Origin of the sequence: Kitasatospora sp. NPDC094016 (genome assembly GCF_040304045.1) — a bacterium.
In the GTDB taxonomy this organism is placed as follows: Bacteria; Actinomycetota; Actinomycetes; order Streptomycetales; family Streptomycetaceae; genus Kitasatospora.
The window spans coordinates 152497-174573 of the sequence record NZ_JBEOUK010000009.1; the positions used below are offsets into that span (position 1 = coordinate 152497).

At 72.3% G+C, this 22077-nt stretch carries 16 protein-coding genes and 1 pseudogene; 10 read left to right on the top strand and 7 right to left on the bottom strand.

Features of this window, described 5'->3' with window-relative positions:
• Positions 1 to 96 precede the first annotated feature (96 nt).
• The 4 genes from ABT015_RS12040 to ABT015_RS12055 all read right to left on the bottom strand — a co-directional run bounded on the left by ABT015_RS12040 (position 97) and on the right by ABT015_RS12055 (position 5584).
• Positions 97 to 1398 (bottom strand): glycosyltransferase, encoded by a 1302-nt coding sequence (locus ABT015_RS12040; protein WP_350878669.1) that lies wholly within the window; start codon positions 1396 to 1398, stop codon positions 97 to 99.
• A 211-nt stretch (positions 1399 to 1609) separates the two neighbouring features.
• Positions 1610 to 3706, bottom strand: coding sequence for a glycoside hydrolase (locus tag ABT015_RS12045; RefSeq protein WP_350878670.1), 2097 nt, complete (start codon positions 3704 to 3706; stop codon positions 1610 to 1612).
• Between the two features lie 236 nt (positions 3707 to 3942).
• A complete protein-coding gene (locus tag ABT015_RS12050; RefSeq protein WP_350878671.1) occupies positions 3943 to 4689 on the bottom strand; it encodes a tRNA-dependent cyclodipeptide synthase in 747 nt (248 codons plus the stop codon).
• 187 nt (positions 4690 to 4876) lie between these two features.
• Complete coding sequence (locus tag ABT015_RS12055; RefSeq protein ID WP_350878672.1) at positions 4877 to 5584, bottom strand: TetR/AcrR family transcriptional regulator; 708 nt, start codon at positions 5582 to 5584, stop codon at positions 4877 to 4879.
• Between the two features lie 115 nt (positions 5585 to 5699).
• Between ABT015_RS12055 and ABT015_RS12060 the strand changes: the two genes are divergently transcribed.
• Together ABT015_RS12060 and ABT015_RS12065 are read left to right on the top strand one after the other, a co-directional pair.
• Positions 5700 to 6734: an NAD(P)-dependent alcohol dehydrogenase gene (locus ABT015_RS12060; protein ID WP_350878673.1), complete on the top strand. Its 1035-nt coding sequence runs from the start codon at positions 5700 to 5702 to the stop codon at positions 6732 to 6734.
• A 444-nt stretch (positions 6735 to 7178) separates the two neighbouring features.
• A pseudogene (locus ABT015_RS12065) lies at positions 7179 to 7625 on the top strand (transposase); the annotation flags it as partial.
• A 5-nt stretch (positions 7626 to 7630) separates the two neighbouring features.
• Here the strand turns inward: ABT015_RS12065 and ABT015_RS12070 are convergent.
• Positions 7631 to 9016 carry an NsdA family TPR-like regulatory protein gene (locus tag ABT015_RS12070; protein WP_350878674.1) on the bottom strand — a complete coding sequence of 462 codons (1386 nt, stop codon included), beginning with the start codon at positions 9014 to 9016 and terminating at the stop codon, positions 7631 to 7633.
• A gap of 485 nt (positions 9017 to 9501) precedes the next feature.
• Between ABT015_RS12070 and ABT015_RS12075 the strand changes: the two genes are divergently transcribed.
• The 4 genes from ABT015_RS12075 (at position 9502) to ABT015_RS12090 (ending at position 13930) form a co-directional block, all read left to right on the top strand.
• Positions 9502 to 11226: an asparagine synthase-related protein gene (locus tag ABT015_RS12075; protein ID WP_350878675.1), complete on the top strand. Its 1725-nt coding sequence runs from the start codon at positions 9502 to 9504 to the stop codon at positions 11224 to 11226.
• A complete protein-coding gene (locus tag ABT015_RS12080) occupies positions 11220 to 11528 on the top strand; it encodes a PqqD family protein (RefSeq protein ID WP_350878677.1) in 309 nt (102 codons plus the stop codon). Before ABT015_RS12075 ends, ABT015_RS12080 begins: the two co-directional genes overlap by 7 nt.
• A complete protein-coding gene (locus ABT015_RS12085; RefSeq protein ID WP_350878679.1) occupies positions 11525 to 11959 on the top strand; it encodes a lasso peptide biosynthesis B2 protein in 435 nt (144 codons plus the stop codon). The genes ABT015_RS12080 and ABT015_RS12085 overlap by 4 nt, the downstream gene beginning before the upstream one ends.
• Positions 11960 to 12055: 96 nt before the next feature.
• On the top strand, positions 12056 to 13930 hold the full coding sequence (locus ABT015_RS12090) for an ATP-binding cassette domain-containing protein (protein WP_350878680.1): 1875 nt from the start codon (positions 12056 to 12058) through the stop codon (positions 13928 to 13930).
• Between the two features lie 301 nt (positions 13931 to 14231).
• On the opposite strand, the gene ABT015_RS12095 is transcribed toward ABT015_RS12090, so the two are convergent.
• Complete coding sequence (locus ABT015_RS12095; protein ID WP_350878682.1) at positions 14232 to 14696, bottom strand: SCO4402 family protein; 465 nt, start codon at positions 14694 to 14696, stop codon at positions 14232 to 14234.
• A gap of 43 nt (positions 14697 to 14739) precedes the next feature.
• Positions 14740 to 15171: a hypothetical protein gene (locus ABT015_RS12100; protein ID WP_350878683.1), complete on the bottom strand. Its 432-nt coding sequence runs from the start codon at positions 15169 to 15171 to the stop codon at positions 14740 to 14742.
• Between the two features lie 224 nt (positions 15172 to 15395).
• Between ABT015_RS12100 and ABT015_RS12105 the strand changes: the two genes are divergently transcribed.
• The 4 genes from ABT015_RS12105 (at position 15396) to ABT015_RS12120 (ending at position 21739) form a co-directional block, all read left to right on the top strand.
• Complete coding sequence (locus ABT015_RS12105) at positions 15396 to 16430, top strand: helix-turn-helix domain-containing protein (protein ID WP_350878685.1); 1035 nt, start codon at positions 15396 to 15398, stop codon at positions 16428 to 16430.
• Between the two features lie 367 nt (positions 16431 to 16797).
• A complete protein-coding gene (locus ABT015_RS12110) occupies positions 16798 to 17301 on the top strand; it encodes a hypothetical protein (protein WP_350878687.1) in 504 nt (167 codons plus the stop codon).
• Complete coding sequence (locus ABT015_RS12115) at positions 17211 to 20132, top strand: LamG domain-containing protein (RefSeq protein ID WP_350878688.1); 2922 nt, start codon at positions 17211 to 17213, stop codon at positions 20130 to 20132. The genes ABT015_RS12110 and ABT015_RS12115 overlap by 91 nt, the downstream gene beginning before the upstream one ends.
• Complete coding sequence (locus tag ABT015_RS12120; RefSeq protein WP_350878689.1) at positions 20096 to 21739, top strand: LamG-like jellyroll fold domain-containing protein; 1644 nt, start codon at positions 20096 to 20098, stop codon at positions 21737 to 21739. The genes ABT015_RS12115 and ABT015_RS12120 overlap by 37 nt, the downstream gene beginning before the upstream one ends.
• Positions 21740 to 22077 lie beyond the last annotated feature (338 nt).

Sequence of the window (22077 nt, forward strand, 5' to 3'; positions counted from 1 at the left end):
CCCGGCAGGCGATAGGACGACAAGCCGGAGATCAAGGAAATCGGCTTCGCGCTCGCCGTGGCCGTCGCATCCGCTGAGCCCCGCAGCCCGCGGCGGTCAGCCGAGCGAGTCCACCAGTTCGGCGATCGCCGTCAGCGGCCGGTGGGCCGCGAGTTCGGCGGCCAGGTCGGCGGCGTTGGCGCGGTAGGCCGGGTCGGCCAGGACCCGGTCGACGGCCTCGCGCAGCTCCGGTTCACCCGGGCGCCCGGTGCGCAGGTCGATGCCGACACCGCGCCAGGCCACCCGGGCGGCGACCTCGGGCTTGTCCTCGCTGCCGCCCGCGACCACCAGCGGCACCCCGAAGGCCAGCGCGGTGTGGACACCTCCGTAGCCGCCGTTGCTGATCAGCACGTCGGCGTGCGGCAGGAGCCGGTCGAACGGCAGGTAACCGGCGGCCCGCACGTTGTCCGGCAGGCCGCCGAGCGCCCGTGCCAGCAGCTCGGGCCCGTCCGGGCGGACCGTGGCCGCGACCACCAGCAGGTCGGGGCGGTCGGCCAGCGCCCGCACCGCGGGGACCAGCAGCTCGGTCAGGTCGTCATTGGCCAGGGTGCCCTGGGTGACCACCACGACCGGGCGGCTGGACTCCAACTCCGGCCACCATTGCGGCAGTTCCACCTTGCCATGGTTCTGCGGCGCCAGCGCGCCGATGTAGCGCAGCGAGGCCGGCGCGTCGCTGCGCGGGTACTCGAACCCCGGGACGGTCAGCTGCAGGTAGTGGTCGGGCCCGGTGACGGCGGCGTTCGCCCGCGGCCCCGGCGGCAGTTCGACCCCGACCCCGGCGAAGACCTCGGCCGCGTACCGCCGCAGCGGCTCGCCGCGCAGCGCCGCCTCGGCGTTCAACTCCCGGTTGCGGGCCAGCCCTTCCGGTCCCGCCTGGGGCGCCAGCGCGAGACCGAAGGGCGCGGTGTCGACACTCTGCAGCATCGGCGGGGACACCCCGATGCCCACCACGGCCGGCCGCTCGCCGCGCGGATGGGCCAGCGCCAGAGCCACCGCGCCGTGGAAGAAGCAGTCACCGAGCACCACCGTGGCCGGGAACTCCGCCAGCAACGCGCGCAGCGCCCGGTACTGCGCGGGCACCGGATCGATGAAGATGTTACGGGCGTCGAAGGCCAACCGCTGTGGCCCGGGCGGCAGTTCGGCCCGCCCCGGGAAGGAGTCGTTGATCCGGCGGTCGTCGAAATCCGCCTCCGGCGGCAGGGCGGTGAAACGTGCCCCGGTCTCCTCGGCGGCCCCGGCGAACCTCGCCCCGCCGAGGAAGACCACCTCGTGCCCGCGCGCCACCAGGTCGGCGGTGATCGCCAGCATCGGCGCGGTGTGCCCGTGCGCGGGCATGGCGGCAGTGATGATCCTGGACATGTGAAACCCCCCGTAGTCGTTCGTCGGCCGGTCCGTGCACACCCCGTGGTCGTCCCCCGTGCACCTGGCCCACCGCGCAGGCTAACCCACCACGCCGCGTCCGCCCGACACCGGCGGCGAGGCGGCGCGGCGGCGAGGCGGGGCCAGGCGGGACGGGCGAGGCCGCCTGTCCCGCCGGCTCGTCAGCCCGTCAGCCCGTCAGCTGCGGTCGTCAGGAGACCACGTCAGCCGGGCAGAGCCGCTGGGTGCCCGGGCGCCCGCGCACTGCGGCGTCCACGCAGCCGCCCGGCAGGCCGTCGTGGACGGTGGTGCCGAAGTTGGCGGTGACGGTCAGCGTGCCGTCGCCGAAGACGGTCCGCTGCACCAGGTGGTCGTCGGTCAGCCAGCGGAAGGAGGTCAGCTGCCGGGTGCCGGCCGCCTGGTGCAGCGGCGCGAAGTACTGCTGCAGCGCGGCCAGTTCGTGCATGTTCTGCCCGTCGTGCGGGTCCTTGTCGCTGAGCACGAAGTTGAGCGGGGTGTTGTAGAGCATCGCCAGCAGCGCACGCGTGGTCTTCTGCTCCGGCAGCTTGCCGAAGGGCAGTTCCCAGCGTTCGACGTTGACCAGCGAACCGTGCAGCGCCGTCTCGTACAGCGGCACCCGGTACCGCGGGTCGTACATCGCCTTCAGGGCGGCGGCCACCCGGGCCTGGTGCTCGGGCTTGAAGTCCGTGGTGCGCACCGGCTTGAAGAAGGTGGCGGCGGCCTGTTCCGGGGCGTAGCCGCCCCAGGCGCCGTCGTCCTTGGGGTCCTGCGGCCCGTTGTCGAAGTGCCCGGACTCCATCGCCCACAGCCGCCCGTCCACCGGGGTGCCCGAGCCGTGGTCGAAGGCCAGCACCTGGTTGGCCCAGGCGCCGGCGGACTCCGAGCCCAGGACCAGCGGGGCGGGCCGGCCCGTGGACGCGTCGTACGAGTCGTCCGTCAGGCGCCGCATCCGGGCGAGCCGGTTGGCGCGGTCCTCGTCCATGGTCATCGCGTGGCCGGGGTCGTAGTCCCGGAAGAGCTCGCCCGCCGCGTCCACGTCCAGGAAGTAGCTGTCGGCCCCGTTGGCGACCAGCGAGCGGGTGCGGTCGGCGAGGTAGTGCTGCTGCGGCTCGGCCTGCTCGAACGCCTGCGAGCTGAGGTAGCAGCCCTTCTTGTGGAAGCCGGGTTGCGGCGTCCCGTCGGCCCTGAGGACGCAGAACCGGGGGTAGACGTCGTCCGGCCAGACGGAGTTGGGGGACGAGTCGTCCGTCTTCTGCTGGCCGTTGGCGAAGGAGTCGTACGGTCCGACCAGGTAGCCGGCGGCCTCGGCGGCCTTGACGTCCTCGCCCGTCATCGGGGAGTCGTCGGAGTCGTAGCCGAGCCAGAGCCGGGAGACGCCCAGTTCCTTGAGACGGTCGAGGTAGGCGGGCCGGCGGGCGCCGCCCCAGGCGTAGGCGTGGAAGGCGCCGAGCAGCTTCGCGGTCTGCGGGTTCTGCTTGATCTTCTCGCTCAGGCTGCCCAACTGCCCGTGCTCCGAGAGCCAGTTGCGGTAGTCCACGGCCGGGGCCACCGGGGAGCCGTCGGTCAGGGAGAAGGCCACGGTGTACGCGCCGGTGCCGTTCCCGGCGGCGAATCCGTGCTCGGCCGTGGCCCGCAGCCGGCCGTCCTGGGAGGCGAACGTCAGCGACGTGCCGATGTCGGTGGGGACGATGTAGCTGACGCCTGCCCGGCCGGAGCGGAGCGTGTAGCCCCACATCGGCATGGACAGCTGCGAGCCGAGCTCCTGTTCCTCGCCGACCAGCGCCCCGTCGGAGGAGTTCCAGAACGGGTCGTCGACGGGAAGGGACAGCCCCTCGCCGCGCGGGAGCTGGACCTCGGCGGCGGCCGGATCGGTGGCGGTCACCGGCCACCGCACCGAGGTGCCGCCGCTCCCGGTGGGGGCGGTCCCGGTGGGGGCGGTCCCGGTGAGGGCGGTCCCGGTGAGGGTGACCAGCAACCGGCCGTGGTCGGCGCGGACTTCGGCCCGCAGGCCCTTCTCCGGATACGACCAGGCGGCGCCGCTCGCCGTCCTGACCGGGGCGCTCGCCCTGCCCAGCGCCTGGTCGGCCGGAGCGGACAGCAGGACCACCCGCCCGTCCTCGGTCCGGGCCTCGGCCCGCAGCGTGGCCGCGTCGATGGTGGCGGTGCCGCCGCGTACCGGCACGTCGACGCGCCCGTCGTGGACCCGCACCTTCATCGGCATCGGCATCGGCGAGGCGGAGCTGCCGGTGGCGCTCGCCACGGTTGCGGACACCAGCGCGGTGGCCACGGCGAGGACGAGAACGGCGCGCGGAGCGTACCGGCGGGCGGGGCCCGCAAGGGAAGACGTATGAGTACCGGTGTGCATGACACAGTGATACGGAGGACTCCTAAGAAGTCCTTAAGAACCGGCCATTGACCACCGGTCACGCCGACGGCACCCGGGCCTGGACGTGCCGGTCCGGCGGTCCGGCGGAGCGCTCGGCGGAGCGCTCGGCGGAGCGCTCGGCGGAACGAGGGACGCCGTCAACGCCTCCGCAGATCGAGCGAGAGGACGGTCAGCCGGCGCAGCTCCTCCGGCGCGTCCGGGTGCCTCCCGTCGGTGATCTCCGAAAGGGTGCCGAACGAACCGGGGTAGACCATGACAGAAAGGCCTTGCTGGACAAGACACGCGAATATCGCGGACTCCTCCAGAAAGTACTGTGCGGACATTTCGACCCGCCTCTCCAGGTCGACCTCGGCGCGCCGACCGGAATGCCTGGCGTGAAAGCGCCGCCCGAACGCATCGACGGACTCCCGGAAGTTCCGGTCGGCCCGGTGGTAGTCGGTGAGGCTTCGATGGTGCTTCGCGTAGGAATCCCATCGCTGCACTTCGGAGCAGCGCAGGAACGTGAATTCGGCCTGCTCGCGTTCGGCCGCGAACAGGGCCCGGGTGTCGGCGATGAAACGGTCACCCAGGGCCAACGCCCGGGAGAGCGCCTCGTCCTCCGACAGGCCCCGGGTGGACGCCAGGGTGATCCGGTGGATGCTGTCCCCGACCAGCACCGTGCAACGGGGGAACCGGCCGGCTATCCAGCGGAGCATCGCGGCGAGTTTGCCCGGAGCGAAGTTGCCGTTCTCCAGGCTGACGCCGAGGAAGCACTGCCCCTGATCCGCCAGTCCGGCCCGCCGGTCCGGAGGGGAGACCGAGTCGACACCCGCCTTGTAGGAGGTTTTCGACTGATTCTCGAAAATTCCTGATATGCCGGCAAAAGTCTGCTCATAAGGAGGCATGCGAAAACCCCTCCGGGCCATCGAACGAGTGAGCGATGATCGGTGCGAGATCGAAGCTAGATCTCGTCTGACCAACCGTCAAACCGCTTCAACTCGCCGATGGCACAGAGGTGGTGGGGCGTGCGCGGCAGAGGGTGCGGGCGGCGCGCGGCGAGGGCGCGCAGGACGTGCGTCGCCGGTCGGCCCGTCAGCGTGCTGCTTGCCCGAGGCCGTCGAGGATGAGGTCCAGTCCGAAGGTGAACTCGTCGCCGTAGGAGTATCCGGGGCGCATGACGTGGGCGGTCGCGATCTCGGCCAGGTACGGGTATTCGCCGGCGCCGAAGCCGCTCACGATGGACTCTGCCAGTTCGGCGGTCTCCTCCGGGGAGTCGAAGGGCAGGGTCTTCTCCTGCAAGGCGAACCCGTAGATGTAGCTGTCGAGCACCGAGACGGCGTGGGCGGTCAGGGCGAGGGAGAACCCGCCGTGACGCAGGCAGCCGAGGACGGCGTCGTGGTGGCGCAGGGTGGCCGGGCCCGGAGTGGAGCGTGACTCCATCAGCCCGATGGCCCAGCGGTGGCGGGACAGCGCGAGGCGCAGCGAGATCGCCCGCTGCCGCATCGCTCGTCGCCAGTCGTCGCCGGGCGCGGGCGGTTCGACCTCGTCGAAGACCAGGTCGACCATGCCGTCGAGCAGGTCCTCCTTGTTGGCCACGTGATTGTAGAGGGACATCGCCTCGACTCCGACGGCCTCGCCGAGCTTGCGCATGCTGAGCGTCTCCAGGCCGCCGGCGTCGGCCAGTTCGATGGCGGCCCGGAGCACCCGCTGGCGGGTGAGGGTCGGGCGGATCGGCGGAGGGGTCGACGGCGGAGTCGACGGCGGAGTCGGGGTCGGCTTCGGGTCGGTACGTCGGGGCACGGTGGACGGTCGCTTCCTCTGGTGGCCTGCCATCGTTGCGAGCTTACGCCGTAAGTGTTGTACTTACAGCGTAAGTGAGTGTCGGCAGAGGGCGGGAGCAGCGACGATGCGGGACATGGGTGAGCCGGCCGCGACTACCAGCGGAGGCAGCAGCGGGGCCGGGACGATGGCGGCCGTCGTCCAGGAGCGCTACGGCGCCCAGCCGGAAGCCGTGCTGCGCACGGCTCGCCTCCCCCGGCCCGGCGCCGGCCCCGGCGAGGTACTGGTCCGGGTGCGCGCCTCCAGCATCGACCGGGGCACCTGGCACCTGATGGCCGGACTGCCGTACGCGGTCCGGCCCGTCAGCGGGCTGCGCAGGCCGAAGCTCCCCAATCCCGGCCGCAATCTCGCCGGTGTCGTCGAGGCGGTCGGCCACGGCGTGACCGGGTTCGCCCCCGGCGACGAGGTGTACGGGACGGCGGCCGCCGCGTTCGCCGAATACGCCGTCGCCCGCCCCGACCGGATCGCCCCCAAGCCGGCCGCGCTCACCTTCGAGCAAGCGGCGACGGTGCCCGTCAGCGCGCTCACCGCACTCCAGGCGGTACGCGACAAGGGCGAGATCCAGCCGGGCCAGCAGGTCCTGATCACGGGAGCCGCCGGCGGCGTGGGCACCTTCGCCGTCCAACTCGCCCACGCCCTCGGCGCCCTGGTCACGGCCGTCGCGAGCAGCCCCAAGCTCGACGCCGTACGAGCCCTGGGCGCCGACCACGTGATCGACTACACCCGCGAGGACTTCCTCGCCGGCCCGCGACGCTACGACACCATCATCGACATCGCGGGCAACCGCAGCCTGCGCGACCTGCGCCGCGCCCTCACCCCCCGGGGAAGGCTGGTCATCACCGGCGGCGAGACGAACGGCCGCTGGCTCGGCGGCACCGACCGGCAGCTCCGCGCGCAGATCCTCTCCCCGTTCACCGGCCAGCGCCTGGGCACCTTCATCGCCTCCGAACACGCCGACGGCCTCCGCGACCTGACCGCACTCATCGACGCGGGCACCCTCAGCCCCGTCGTGGCCCGCGTCTACCCCCTCACCGAGACCGCCACAGCCGTCCGCCACCTCCTCGACGCCCGCACCACCGGCAAACTGGCACTCACCCTCCCCAACAACTGACACCCCCGGCCGCCGCCCCCGACGCACCACCCACCGGCCGAGCCGACGCTTGCCGGCCAGGTGTCGCAGTCCCGACCGCAGGCGGTCCCGGAGCCGGACATTCGCCCACCTACGGCGCAGAGCCGCACCGAGTCGGCCTCGTGCCAGGTGACAGGCCCTCGATATTCACCTGACCGCCAAGACCTCGGAAAGCTGCTGTTCGAGGTGTGACGGCACTTGAGGGAACAGAACTCGGGGCGGAGGCCGCGCATCTGCTCGCCACCGCTGACTGTTGCGAGGTTGAGCCCGGCATGAGCGACGCCGAGTCTCGGCGCATCGAAGAAGTGAGCTGCCCCGAGTTTCATGGAGTCCGCAATCGTGTGATCAAGCGGTCTGTGGGACTTGCTCCAGTTGCGCCCAGTAGGCCTGTTCGTATTCGTCGGGCGGGATGTAGTCGAGGGCGGAGTGACCAGCCAGGGAACCGACGCCGCGAAGAAGATCGTCGGTCGGAAGCGGGGGATCCTCACTGACACGATCGGCCTGATCCTCGCCGTGGTCGTCACCGCCGCGAGTCTGTCCGAGAACGCCGTGGGAATACAGCTCCTTGATCAGGCCGAGAAGGTCTATCCGAACATCTCCAAGACATGGGTCGACACCGGCTTCAAGAACGCCGTGGTCGAGCATGGAGCCGGCCTCGGAATCGACGTCGAAGTCGTCCACCGGAAGTCCGACATCCCCGGATCCCATGTTGTGAAAAGGCGGTGGGTGGTCGAACGGAGTCTCGGGTGGATCATGCTACAGCGGCGCCTCGCCCACGACTACGAGACCCTCCCGGCCAGCTCCGAAGCCGTGATCCACATCGCCTCGATCGACAACCTCACCAAGCGCATAACGGACGAAAACACACGGTGACAGGGTCAGGCTGCGATTGCGGAGCGGATTCGGTCGCGCGCGGAGCGGGCTGCGCTGGACCCCGGTACAGCGGCGAGTTCTTCGTCGAGCTCGTGGAGGCGGTCGGTGATCCGGGTGGAGTTGACGTGGCCGAACAGGTGTAGGGCCTCTGCGGTTGCGGTGTCAGCGCCGTCGAGGTCTCGGGCGCGGACGTAAGCGCGTGCCAGGGCGATCTGATCGAAGGCCCTGCTGCGGGTTCGCTCGGCCGGTCGGAGCACGGTGCCCGCTTGGATGCCGGTGATCGCCCGTCGGGCCCGGTCGTTGTCGTGCTCGGCGGCGATCAGCTCGCACACGCCGACGGTGACCTCGTACTCGGCCTGGTCGAACCACGCCACCCATGTGGGGATCTCGGTGTCGGAGTCGAGGGCGTGTTCGGCGACCGCGATGGATCGCTCGACGGCGGGCAGGTCGCCAAGGGTGGCGTGGCAGCGGGCTTCCAGGGTGGCGAGGACTGCGCGCAGCCGGTCGGCGGGCCGTTTGCGGGTTCCGTACAGCCCGGCCTGGACGAGGTCGAGGGCGTCGGCCGTCCGGCCCAGGTGGTTGGCCTGCCTGGCGAGGCAGTTCAGGAGGTGGCCGGCGATTCCGGCGCCCGCCGGCCCTGCGGCTTTGGCCGCTTGGAGGCCGAGCAGCAGGTATTCCTGAGCCTCGGCGTGCCGTCCGGTGTCGTGCGTCATCCAACCGGCGACGGAGGCGAGGTCGGCGACGGCGACGAACAGCTCGCGTCCGACCTTGTCGCTGCCGCGTCCCTGCTTGGCGAGCTCGGTGACGTCGTGGAGCTGGCCGACGACGGCTCTCCTGCTGAGGCCGCCGCCGTGCGCGTTGTCGAGCGTGCGGAATGCATCAGTGGTGGCGCGGATTCTCTGGACGTCGGACATGCCGAGACGACCCGGCCTGGTGGGGGCGGGGAGTTCGGCGTCCGGGAGATGGAGCCAGGGCTGCACGGCGGAGAGGAGTTCTGGGCCGGCGAGGAGGCGGGCGCGGCTGGGGGTGGTGTCGTCGGTCATGGCGTCGCTCCGGGTGGTGTCGATGATCGCTGCGACGACCGCCGCTCCCGACCAGGCCGAGGCGATGCCGACCGTCGGTCGGCCCGTCATGCCGATGTCGGCCGGGGCAAGGAGAACCTGGGGAGTGCTGAGGCGTCCGAGCGCCTTGGCCAGGTACTCGGGGATGGGTGCCCGTGGCTCCTCGCCCGTGATCCACCGGGGCACGCGGGAGCGGTCGGGCTGGATGTCGTTCCGGCCGTGCTCGCGGGCGACCTTGCCGACTTCCCGAACGACTCTCTCGTGGCTCGCCCCGGTGCGGGCGACCCAGTGGGCCAGGGCGTTGTTCGGGCGTCGTCCGGATGCGGGCACCGGGGGCTCCCCCTCTGCTCGGTGGCGCTGTGCCGTGCAGTTCAGGGTCATCAGCGTACGCCCCGGGCCGTCAACCACGTGGCACTGAACGGCTGTTCGCAGCAAAACGCAGCAGCCCGCGGCGGGTGCCGCGGTGCTGGTCCGCACGGGAGTGCAGCAGTCGCGCACCTGTCATCGCAGCAGCCGGATGCGGTGTCGTGGTGGTCAGCCGGCGAGCGCCGGACGGTCCACCTTCCAGAGGAGATCACGATGGAGAACCTGGTGACGGACGAGGTCTTCGACCCGCAGTTCGGCGAGCACGAGGCCGATGCTCTGACCAACGGCCGCCAGCGGTCGAACGACTCCGACAAGGACAACTACTTCGAGTAACCGCCGGCGTCCCGCGCGGGGCGCCCGGGACAAGTGGCAAGCAGGGGGTCCGGCACGGCAGGAAGCCGTGCCGGACCCCCGGGTCGTCAGCAACGGTCATCGGTGGAGGAGGCGTTGTGATCGAGTGGGTCGAAGACGGCCGACAGGGGCTGTCCAGCCGTCCGGTGTTCGGCGGCGGCGTCGCGGTGCGCGAGGTCGGCGACGACCGGGGGCGGTTGGCGGTCGCCGGAGACTGCGGAGCGGAACAGACGCAGCTGCGCGCCGCGCTGGATGCAGTTGCCGCCGGACGCTGGGCGGAGCTGACGGGCTGGTCGGGTTCGTACTGGGTGGTGGCCGAGCAGGTGGGCGGAAGCCGCTTCGCGTGCGGGGACCTGGCCGGCGTGAGGGCGCTGTGGCACGCCCGGGACCGGGTTGCCGGGGTGGTGTGGGCGAGTGACCCGGCCCGGCTGGCCGCCCGGACCGGGGCCTCCGTGGACCTGGAGTTGCTGGCCGCCCGCTTGGCGGTTGGCGGTCAGCACTGGCCGGCCCGCAGTCCGTGGGCCGGGGTTCAGCGGGTGCCGGGCGGGTGGGGTCTGGTCCTCGACCGGAACGGGGTGCGCCTGGTCGACGTGCGGGATGTGGAGCCGGAGGAGGACTTGGCGGCCGGGGCGGCACGGCTCGGTGAGGCGCTGCGCGTGGCGGTGCAACGTAGGGTGCGGATGGCGGGTGGGCTGGTCGGGGCGGATCTGTCCGGGGGGCTGGACTCGTCGGCGGCCGTGCTGCTCGCCGCCGAGGTCGGCCCGGTGCACGCGGTCACCTACACCGATGCCCTCACCAGCGCGGAGGACGCACACTACGCGGTGCGGGTGGCGGCCCACACCGGGGTCAGGCACAAGATCGCGGAGGGCGGGACGGGCGAGCTGCCGTTCGGCCTGGACGGCGCACCGGTCACGGGGGAGCCCGCCGCGGCCGTGGTGAACCTGGGGATGGACCGCTGCTACCTGGAGCCCGTGGCAGGCCTGCCCGTGCACCTGACCGGGCACGGCGGGGATGTGGTGCTGGACTCGTCGGCGGCGTGCTGGGTCGGACAGATCCAGCGCCGCATGTCGGGCGAGGCCCGGCGCGGCGCGCACGACTTCGCGCGGCTGCGCAACGTGGCACCCGGCCCGTACTGGCGGGCGCTCAAGCAGGCGGCGGCCTCCACGCCCTCCCGGGCGGCAACGGAGGCGGCGCGGCAGCTGCGGGCCGGAGGGCTGCCGCCGACGTCCCCCGGGTGGGCATGGTGCCGCCCGAGGCGGGGGGCCGGATGGCTGACCGCCCCGGGGCGGCATGCCGTCGCCCGCCTGCTGGATGGCGCGTGGGGCGAGCCGGTGCACGACGGTTTCGCCGACGACGTGGACCAGTGGGCGGCGTTGTGGGCGGTCGGGGACGATGCCCGCGCCGCCCCGCTGTACGACGCCATCGGCGTCCGGCCGGTGCACCCGTTCCTCGACAACGAGGTGGTGCGCGCCGCCTTCGCGATCCCCGCGTACCGCCGCCGGGGCACCTACACCTACAAGCCGGTTCTGGCCGCCGCGGTGGAGCTACCGGACTGGCTGATCGGGCGCCGCTCGAAGGGCTCGTTCACGGCGCAGCGCATCCAGGGTCTGGCCTGCCATCGCCGCGCGCTGGAGGAGCTGGTGGCCGACAGCGCCCTGGCCGCATCCGGGTTGGTCGACGCGGGGTCGGTGTGCTCCGCGCTCGCCGAGGCCGTGGCAGGGCGCACGGCCGACGCGATCGCCGATCTCCACCACCTGGTCGTGATGTGCCAGTGGCTGCGCGGTTCGGTGTCCGCCTCGGTGCCGTTGGCGGAGACGTGCTGACCGTCACGCCGCACGTGCGGCACGCCACCGTCGGAGGCCGGACCGCCATCCTGGACGTACGGGTCGGGAGGTGGGTGATGCTCGACCCGGCGGCCTCCCGGATCTGGCAGGCGATCGTGCATCGCGGCGGTACCGAAGGGCTTGCCGAGGAGATCGCCGTCCCCGTCGGCGCGGACCCGGCTGCCGTCCGGGAGAAGATCGCGGCGGCCCTCGTCGGCATGGTCGAGCGCGGCCTGCTCACCGACCTGAACAGGCCGTTGCCCAGGCGGCCGTGGTGGCGCCGGATCGGGAGCCCGCGATGACCGTGATGACACCGGCCGCCAGGCCCGCCGCCCGTCGGGGTGCCCGGCTCACTGCCGTGTTGGCGCTGGCCGCGTCGCTGGTACTGCACCGGCTGCCGCTGCGCCACCGCGTGGCGGTACTTCGCCCGCTGAGGCGCGCCCGGTACGCGAGCCCGGCCGTGCTGCAGGAGCGGCACGACGCGGTCCTCGCGGTGGTGCCCCGGTGGTGGCCGGGCCGGATCGCGTGCACGGAGGTGGGCCTGGCCACCGTGCTGGCGTGTGCGCTGGCCGGCCGCCGAGCCGACCTGGTCTACGGCGCCCGGTTCCTCCCCGACGCCGCGCACGCCTGGGCCGAGGTTCCGGGAGGAGCAGCGGGCCGGGACACCGGGGACGCGGGCGACCGGCCGTGGACACCCGTCGCGCGATTCCCCGATCGAGTGAATCCCATATAGCAGAGCTGACGCGGGTGTGCGCTGAACTCGCTTGTTTCCCTGGCCTCTTGGGGAATTCAGTTGCCCGCTTGCCTGGTTCCGGGCCCTGATGGGCGGGTGACCGCTCCCGCTCTCCCGCTGGCCCCGACCGGCCAGGTCCCGCACATGGCGCTGGAGGCCGACTGCCACGACGCCGTCGCGCGCACCGTCAGCACCGGCTCCATCGTCCGCCGCCTGCCGGCCGCCCTGCGCCAGGCCCTGGTCCTGGGCTGGCGCACCGACCGCCCCGCCGCTCTGCTGCTACTCACCGCACAGGCGGTGACGGCCGCCCTGACCGTCACCGCCCTCGGCGCCACCACCCGCCTCCTGTCCGCCCTGTTCGCCGTCGGAGGCCTCGGCGCCGCGCTGGCCGCGAACGTCTGGCCGCCGGCCTTGCTCGGCGCGGCCACTGGCGGGCGCTACCTCGCGGACGCCGCCGCCCAAGGCGCCGCCGCCCGCCTTGCCCCGAAGGTCGTCCGCGAAGCCGACCTCCAGGTGATCGCCGCCGCCACCCGCGCGGAGCTGATCGCCTATGAGGACCCGGCGTTCTCGAACGCGTACGAGGCCGCCGCCGACAGCACCGACCGCGCCCGCGACCTGATCATCGACGCCCAGCGTCTCACTGCGGCCGCCGCCCGTCTGGCCGCCGGCGCCGCGTTCATCGCCTACCTGCACGCCGCGTTGCTGCCGCTGCTGCTCGTATCCTCTCTGCCCGCGGCGTGGGGCGCAGTGCGGGCCGCCCGGGTCGAACACGCCGCGCACCACCGCACCCTCGCCGATGCGCGGCTGCGCGGCGTCTTCCGCGGCTACACCACCGACCGGAACACCGCCGACGAGGTCCGGGCCAACGGAATGGGCCCCTACCTCACCGAGCAGTACCGCACCGTCTCCGCACGGCTGGAGGCCGAACAGCTCGCCGGAGCCCGCCGGGCCCTGCTGGCCAGGGGAGCTGGTGACACACTCACTGCGGCGGCCACTCTCGCGACCTGGGTCGTGCTGCTGTGGCTGGCCACCACCGGTCGCACCGACCCGGCCGCCGTCGGCGCCGCCGCGCTCGCCCTGCGCACCGCCTCGGCGGCCTCCGCCGGTCTGCTCGCCGCCGGGGCCGGGCTGTTCCGCACCTGCCTGGCCTTGGACGACTGGGTCACCTTCCTGCGGATCGCCGCTGCCTGGGCGAACCGGCGCGGCGCCGCCCGGATCACCGCAGCCCCGGCGGCCATCACCGCCACCAACGTCCAGTTCACCTACCCCGGCACAGGTCGCCCCGCCCTCGACGGCATCGACCTCACCGTCCACCGGGGCGAGATGGTCGCCTTGATCGGCGAGAACGGTTCCGGGAAGACCACCCTCGCGAAGGTCCTCACCGGCCTGTACCTGCCGACGGCGGGCACCGTCACCTGGGACGGCCAGGACCTCGCCGGGGTCACCCCTGATACCGTGTTCGGCCAACTCGCCGTTGTCCCACAGGACTACACCCGCTGGCCGCTGGCCGCGCGGGAGAACATCACCCTCGGCCAGGCGATGTCCACCGGAGACGCCGCGGTCCTCGCCGCCGCCGAAGCCGCCGGGGCGGACGAAGTCCTCGCCCGGCTCCCCCACGGCCTGGACACCTCCCTCGCCCGCTCCTGGTGGGGCGGGCACGACCTCTCGGGCGGCCAGTGGCAGCGCCTTGCGGTCGCCCGCGCCTTCCACCGCGACGCCCCGGTACTCGTCCTGGACGAGCCGACAGCCGCCATGGACGCCAGGGCAGAGCGCAGGGTGTTCGACCGCCTCAAATCCCTCGCGGCGGGCCGGACCACCGTGTTCGTCACGCACCGGCTGTCGAACGCGCGCGCCGCGGACCTGATCGTCGTCCTCCAGGACGGTCAAGTGGTACAGGTCGGATCCTGGAACGAACTCTCCACCAACCCGGGCCTGTTTCACGACCTTCTGAAACTCCAGGAGGAGTGCTGACCCGCCGTCCCGCACCTGGCCGGCTACGGCTCTGAGCTGTCTGCAAAGCTCATAGCCGAACCCGAACCGTCTGGCAGTGCCAGTCCGTCCCGACATTGTCAGGGCTGCTTACCGCCCGTCCCGGCATCCCCCGAGACGAACTGCCCCCAGCTTCAACCAGGTCGCTGCGACAACCCGGCGGTGATGGTCTCTCACCTCACTCGACTCCATGACGCCTCGTGGCGCACCGACCAGGTATGGCAGGCGCGTGTACGTCTTCCTCGGCACGGTCACCGCCGCTGCCCTGGTCATCTGGCTGCGGTCATGAATCGACGTGCACGTCGTCCGTCCCGGACGAAACTGGCTCGGTGTCGAGCGGCCAGCGATAGCCGGCGTCATGCAGCTTGCTCGACGCCGAGTGATCATTGGACACCAGCACCTGGGCCAACCGGTCTGCCGCGGCGACTACGGCAGACCAGCCTGGCGAGTCCAGATAGACCTCGTCGCCGGCAGCGGCGCCGACCGAGTCCTGTACCGCGCTGTAGGCCGCACCAAGACGCGCCATCAGCTCGACTTCCTCCTCGCTGCGAAGGCACTGCCCCAGCCAGGGCCGCGGACTGCTCGCATCGCAGAAGTCGTCGAAGAGCACATGCGCGGCGTAGTCAAGGTTCTCGAACTGATCCGGATCGAGCCACACCTCTCGCTGCCATGTCGGGCTGGCCAGCGCCACAACCGCGGGCACGACATGGAGACGGTAGTAGGGCAGAGCGATGCCGTGATCAATCACGAGGCAAGAGTACGGACCGCACGATCGGCCGGACAGCTCCTGGCTAGTTGATGTACTCGGACGGAGAGAACACCTTGCCGTACGTGACGCCGTCGATGACGAGCGAGCCCTGGGCCTGGGCGTAGCCGTTGCTGCCGATCCAGTCCCACCCCGCGTTGCACCAGGCTCCGGGGTCGCTCGCCGTCATGCCGCTACAGGTGGCGTAGTCCTCGTAGGCGCCGAGGTGGTTGATCCAAGTCGTCCCGGTGACCGTGTGGTTGCCGTGGTTGGTGACATGGATCGACGGGTACACGGAGTACCCGCTCACGATGAGGCAGGCCTGGGCGTAAACGTCCCCGGCGTATTGCTGTGTGGCCCCGCAGTAGGTGCCGCTGGTGACCGCGTTCGCCGGCGCGGCCATCGCGACGCCCCCGACCGTGACTCCGATCGCGAGCACGGCGGCGGCCGCTTTCGACCTGGCGTTCATCTTCCGCATTTCTCTTCCTCTCCGGCCGGGGCACACGGGCTCCCGGGCCTGTCCGCGCAGCGACGCCCGCGGCACCGGGTGGCGGCCCGGTGCGAACGTGCGAGCGCCACCGCTCGCCCGCGAAACCTGCGGGCGTCCGCCTCGGTGGCGTCTGTGATAGATGCTGTTTGACGCTTGCCTGGACGGACAGCTATTAAGCCCTGGCCTTAAGCGGACCGAGGGGATCGGGAAGCATGCGCGTGGCTGTGGCGTTCGGGGCACGGGACTTGGCCAACGTACGGTTCGCGATCTCACCGATTCAGCACCTGCTGGTCGGGCTCCAGCAGGACAACGGGGCTCCACTGCCGGCCTGTCGGTGGCTGATCGGGCTCCACCAGGACGGCGCGGCTCCGCTGCCGGCCCGCCGGTGGTGGCGCGCGGTCCGCTCCCGCGTACCGGCCCGTGCCCTGCCCCTGATCGAACTGGTCACGGCCAACCGGCTCTGCATCCCGGACTTCCTCACTCCCCCGATACCGCTGGTCCCGGGCGGCGTGTCGATCGCCGACGAACTGGACGCCATCAGCGCGGTCAGCACCGAGCAGGTCCAGGGAGAGCTGGCCCGGTACGCCGAGTTGGGCCCCCTACCGAAGCCTGTGGCACAGCTGCTCGACGGCGGCACCGTGCAGATGAACCGCCTGTTAGGCGCAGTCCACGCCCTCTACAGCACCTGCCTGGCCGATGACTGGCCCGGCATGGACAAGCTGCTCTACGCCGACATCAGCATGCGCCGAACCATCCTGGGGGACCAGGGCACAGGCAGGATGCTGGCCGGCATCCACAGGGCCTTCAGCGACCCCACCCGCTTCGAACTCACCCTCTTGGGCCTCGCCCCGACCGTTCCGGAGCATCTGGAACGCACCGCCGACGCCGGGCTCGTCCTGTCCCCCAACCTGTTCCTCGGCGGCATGCTCTCCCCCGCGATCGCCAGCCCGTGGCAGCAGCCCCTCTTCGCCTACACCGCTTCCGAGACCCTCCTGCCGCCGCCCGCCGGCGTCGACGGCCTGACCGCGCTCATCGGCAGAGGAAAGGCCGCCGCGCTGCGGGCGATCGGCACGGGATGCACCACCACCGAACTCGCCCTCCGCCTCGGGGTGAGCGCCCCTGCCGCTTCTCAGCACGCCTCCAGTCTGCGCGCGGCCGGAATGATCACCTCGATCCGCGACGGCCAACGCGTCGCCCACGCCCTCACCTCCCTCGGGACCGGGCTGCTCACAGCCAACCCGCTCTGACGCCGGCCGGTGCGCGGTTCGGTGGTGCGGCAGGCGGTGGCACGAGGTGGTGGCACGGCAGGCGGTGGCACGGCGGAATGCCGGCCCTGGGCCTGGCGGCGCGGTACATGGCGGAGGCCGACGGGCGTGCCAGCGCTCACCATTCACTCTTTCGGGTGACGGGTGTTTCGGCCGAGAGGTGAGCGGACGGTTTCCCGCGTCCCGTCGTCCGCGAACCTCCCCGCCTGCTCCTTCTCCACGGGGAGTGGCCCACGTCGTGATCCACATCCCGCCAATATGATCACTTCGGGGGTTCGGGACGGACCCGTCGGGGAGTGATCCGGGCGCGACGGGCCGAAGGCGCCCTCGCCGGAAGGAAGACTCCCACGTGTCCGCAGAACGCCCGGCCGGCGGCAGGCTCAAGACCTACAGCGACCGCACCTACCTGCACACCACCCTCGTGCGGCACCAGGGCACCACGGTCGCCCTCGCGCTCGACGACACCCGCCGCGTCTTCTACAGCGTCCTCGACCTGAACTCCGCTGTCACCGCGTCGCAGCGCGGCACGGAGGGCGGTGCGGCCGACCTCGATGTGCAGCACTGGTCCGAGGACCCCAAGGAGCTGGCCTTCCCGCGCGAGCTGACGCGCGCCGGGTTCGCGCTGCTGGGCGCGGACCGGCTGCCCCGGGTGCGGCAGGGCGGGCGGGCCGAGGAGGGCCCCGACGACGTCTTCCGGGGCGACGAGATCGACCCGTTCCTGTCGAGCACGGCCCGGCTCACCGCCGCGGTGCCGTTCAGGCCGTGTCGGACGGCAAGCACGTCTTCGTCTTCCGTCAGGCCGTCGCCGCAGGGGACCCCGACGCGCTGGTCCGCACCCGTGCGGGCGCGCTGACCGGAGCCGGCGCGTCCGGCGAGGTCACCGCCGTCGCGCCGGGGGCGCTGCTGTGCGACCGGTTCGTCCTCGCGGGCGGGGAGCTGCGGCCGGTCGTCGAGGTGCGCTACCGGCGCAGCCGGCACCGGACCCGGCCGGATTCGGCCAAGGACGGCCTCGGCATCAAGGACATGAACGGCGTCCCGTTCCACGAGCCGACACTGGAACTGGGCTTCGCGGGCCGCCCCGAGGCGGGCCGGTTCGCGGTGCTGCTCGTGCCGACCGGGATCGCGGGGACGAGCCGCTGGCAGCTGTTCGTCCACAACGCGCAGTCGCGGAGCATCGAGGCGATCAACGTCGAGCAGGGCGAGGACGGCCTCTTCCACACGCAGGGCAGCCGGCTGTGGACCAGCCCGGACCCGCAGTACCGCGATTCGGTCCTCGAACGCGCCCCGGGCACCTGCCCGTTCACGCAGCAGCCGCTCGTGCCCGTCGCGCCGAGGACGGAGTTCGCCGAATCGGCGCTCGGCCTGCCGGGCGCGTCCGGGCAGGGCTACGGCGAGGCCGCCGCACCGAGCAGGTTCGGCGCCGCTGCGTACACGGTCGAGGCGTGGGTCGAGCCGCAGGCGGCCGGCGGGACGGTCCTGTCGACCGGTGCCGACGGTGTGACGCTGTCGGTGAGCGCCGAGGGGGCACTGGTCCTCGCGCACGGCACCGACACGCTGGACACGGACGACGGACTGGTCGGCGCCGGCGTGTTCACCCATGTCGCCGCCGTGTACGACGGCACCCAGGCCACCCTGCTCGTCGACGGCGCGCGCGTCGCCACCGGCGATCTGGCCGTCGCCGCCGCGCCCGGCCAGGACGGCAGGCTGCTGCTCGGCGCGACGGATGCGGCGAGCGAGGCGAGTGAGGTGGATGCGGCGAGCGAGGCGGACGCGGCGAGCGAGCCGAGTACGACGAGTACGACGAGTACGACGGCCGGGCACTTCGCGGGCGTGCTGGACGAGGTCAGGGTGTGGTCCCGGGCCCGGCGCCTGCCGCGCGTGGCGCAGACCCGCGGCGAGCGTCTGGTCGGCGACGAGCCCGAGCTCGTGGCGTACTACCGCTTCGACGAGGGCCTCGGGAGCACCGCGTACGACCAGAGTCCCAGTGCCGCCCACGCCGCGCTGAAGGGCACCACCAGCTGGGTGGCCTCCGACGCCCCGGTCGCCGACCACCCCGGCATCCGGCGTGACGCGTTCCGGGTCACCGGGCGTACCGTCGTGGGCGGACTGTCGGCGGTGCTGCACCACCAGCAGGAGGAGGGGCTCGTCGGCAGCGGTTCGGTGCGGCCCCTCAAGCGCCAGGCCCGGGTGCTGCTGACCTGGACCGCGAGCGCGGCCGGTGACACCAAGGGGCGGATCGCGGCCCTGGACGTGGCGGTCGGCCGGGACGGCCGCCTGGCCCAGCTGACCGATGTGGTCGACCTGCCGGTGATCGGCACGAGCGTCGAGGCGGTCGATCCGGCCCGGCAGAACCAGCTGAAGGCGGACATCCTCCGCGACAAGGCGCTGCTGAAGGCGGCCCGGCAGGGCAAGGCCCAGCTGAAGAAGGACCGGGCCAACCCGGATAACGCGGAGAAGGCGTTGTCCGCCGCCCTGCGCAGGGCCGCGGTGACGGGGAAAACCGCCGACCCGCAGGGAACCACCTGCGTGCTCTACGCCACCTACTTCGCCACCGCCTACGCCGACGCCTACGCCTACGCCTACGCCTACGTCGGCCGCGAGTACACCGCCAGCAGGCGCAGTGACGTCGTGTCGGTGCTGACCGTCGTGCCCGACGGGAAGGGCGGCTACCGCCCCTCGCTGTCGAAGGGCGCGCCGGCGGCCGGGAACACCGCCACGCAGTGGGTGTTCAACGGCAAGACGCTGAAGAGCGTCAAGGCCGGCAAGAGCCTGACCGGTCAGGGCCCGGACAAGGACATCGTGCTGGGCGACGGGGCAGGGCTGTGGCCGCGCCCCAGCTCGCAGCCGAACTCTCTGGTCCTCAGGGACTCCGCGCCGAAGCCGCCGAAGCCGGCGAAGAAACGACCGAGCGGGGCATTGCTGTACAGCCACTCACCGCACCAGGAGATCCCCCTGGTGGCGGCGTGGTCGAACGGGCGGCTGAAGTGGGGGCACCGCCGACTCAGGGGCGCCTTCTACCTCTACGCGATCCCGGTCAGCCCGGCCGGGGCCGACCAGGTCAAGAACGTCGCCGAGGTCGCCGCGGCCCTCGCCCGGGTCGATGCCGTCAACAACGCCGATGCCGCGTTCGGGGCCTGGAACGCGCAGATCACCTCCCTGACCACCGCCGTCAAGAAGAACGAGGACGAACTCGGCCGGCTCTCCGCCTACACCACGGGGCGCAGCGACCGCACGCTGCCGATGGCCCGGATCGGCCAGGACCGGCTGGGCCTGGGCTGGTCGGGGGCCTTGCTCGACTTCGCCGTGACCAGCGACTCGCCCCACCTCGCCGAGAGCGGCACGGGCCATCTGGGGCTCTACTACCGCGATGACCAGGACCGGCTGACGGGCCTGTTCTACAACACCAACATCGACCGGTCGACGAAGACGGTCGCCGCCTCCGACGGGACGACGGTCCTGCTCACCGCCCGGGACGCGGGCGTCGACCTGGCCGGCGTCACGATCAAGGTGAGCACCGGCGACACCGACGACCGCTGCACCCTCACCCTCGCCCTCCAGGACGGCGACACCGAGACCTGGGCGCTGCTGCCGCGCGAGGCCGAGGGCTTCGCCGCCTCGATCAACGGGATGCGGGACACCCCCCTGCCGTGGGCTCGGTCGCGGGCTTCAAGGACGGTGTGCTGACCCTCGCCGCTCCGGGCGCGCCCGCGGCGCTCGCCGCGGGAGAGCTGGTCGGCGTCGGCGGCAGCGTCTACGTGCTGGCCGAGGCCGTCGAGGAGCAGGACACGGAGCTGCGGCTGACGTACGGCCCGGCCTCGGCCGCGATCGCCGCCGGGACCGCCGTCGAGCGCCTGTCGTACGACCCGCGGCTGGTCACCCACACCCGGCCCGGCGCCAGCGCCGTGTACGGCTCCCGGTACGTGAGCGCGTCCGTCGTCAGCACGGCGGGCGCCACCACCGGGTCCGTCACCGATGGCGAGGCCGCCGTCAGCGGCCAGGCCCGCCCGCCGCGTTGGTGGGGCGACCTGCCGGGCCGGGCGCTGTCCTTCGCCGCCACCACCGCGGCGCCCACCCTGGAGGGCGCGCGGCTGGCGTCGGCGCGGCACGCCGACGACCTGACCATCGAGGCGTGGCTGAAGCCGGTCGCGGGCACCACCGCGACCGACACCCCGCGCGTGCTGCACGCCAACACCGGTGCGGCGGCCGACGATTCGCAGTACGTGCTCGCGCTCGGCCCGAGCGTCGACCGGCGGGCCGGCGGTGAACGCCCGCTGGTCATGGGCGTCGGCAACCGCTTCGTCACCTCCCGCGCGACCATCCCGGTCGACCGCTGGACGCATGTGGCCGGCGCCTTCGAGCAGTCGTGGGCGCTGCGCTTCGCCAACGGGGTGTACGCGCAGGCCCCGCACGCCGACGACCTCAACATCGGCCGTGACCTCACCCTGGAGGTCTTCCTCCAGACCGACGCGCTCGGCAGCGCGCAGGGCCTGCTCTCCAGGGGCCGTGTCGACGACGGCCGCGGACGCCGGGTCCCGTACCAGCTCGGCATCGCCGCCGACGGCAAGCTCGTCTTCTCCTTCGAGGGCCGCGACGGCAAGGAGGTCCGGCTGACCTCGACGGGCGCGGTCGAGGCCGGGAAGTTCCAGCGGGTCGCGGTGGTGCGCAAGCTCGGCGACATCCGCGAGGAGAAGACGGGCCAGCGCACGCTGTCCGTCACGGACGCCCAGGGCAAGCCCGCCCAACTCATCGTGAACGCGATCGAGTCCCTGGTGATCCGCCAGTGGTCCGACATCACCTTCTACATCGACGGCGCCGAGTCGGGCAACATCCGCTACGCCGACGCCCCGACCTCGGGCACACCGGAGCCCTGGACATCGGCCGGGCCCAGCGCGGCGCGGCGGAGGACTCGTTCACCGGCGTCATCAGCGAGGTGCGGGTGTGGAACACCGCCCGCCAGGCAGACGACCTCGGTGTCGACCTGCCCGGCACCGCCCAGGCCCCGGCGGACGGCGGCGTGGACTCCCGGATCACGCCACAGGGCCTGGTCGCCCACTGGCGGTTCGAGGAGAACGTGGGCAACGCGGCGCAGGACGAGTCGGGAAGCCACCAGGCCCGGCTGCACGGCGCACGGTGGACCAAGAACCCCGACCCCAAGGGCAGCCGCTTCCGGCTGTACGTCGACGGGCGGACCACTCAGGCGACACCCCTCGAAGCGGCCCAGGCACCCTCCCAGGGCGCCTACGGATCGGCCCAGTTCACCCTGGGCGGCCGCATCGGCACCCCGACGGTGATCGACCTCCCCAGCCTGCCGCAGATCGGCGGCACCCCGACGAAGACCGACCTCCCCGACGTACCGCAACTCGTCGACATCCCGACCGAGGACGGCTACCTGGGCGTGCTGGAGGAGGTGCGGGTCTGGCGCTCGGCGCGCAGCGAGGAACAGATCCTCGACAACCTGTTCGGTCGGCTGACCGGTGACAGCATCGATCTGCTGGCGTACTACACCTTCGACGACGAGTCGACCGAGACGGACGCGACCGAGCTGCGCGACCACGGCCCGCGTCGCCTGCACCTGCCGCTGGGCACCGACGCCGCCACGCGCCCTCAGCCGCTGATGTCCACGGCGCCG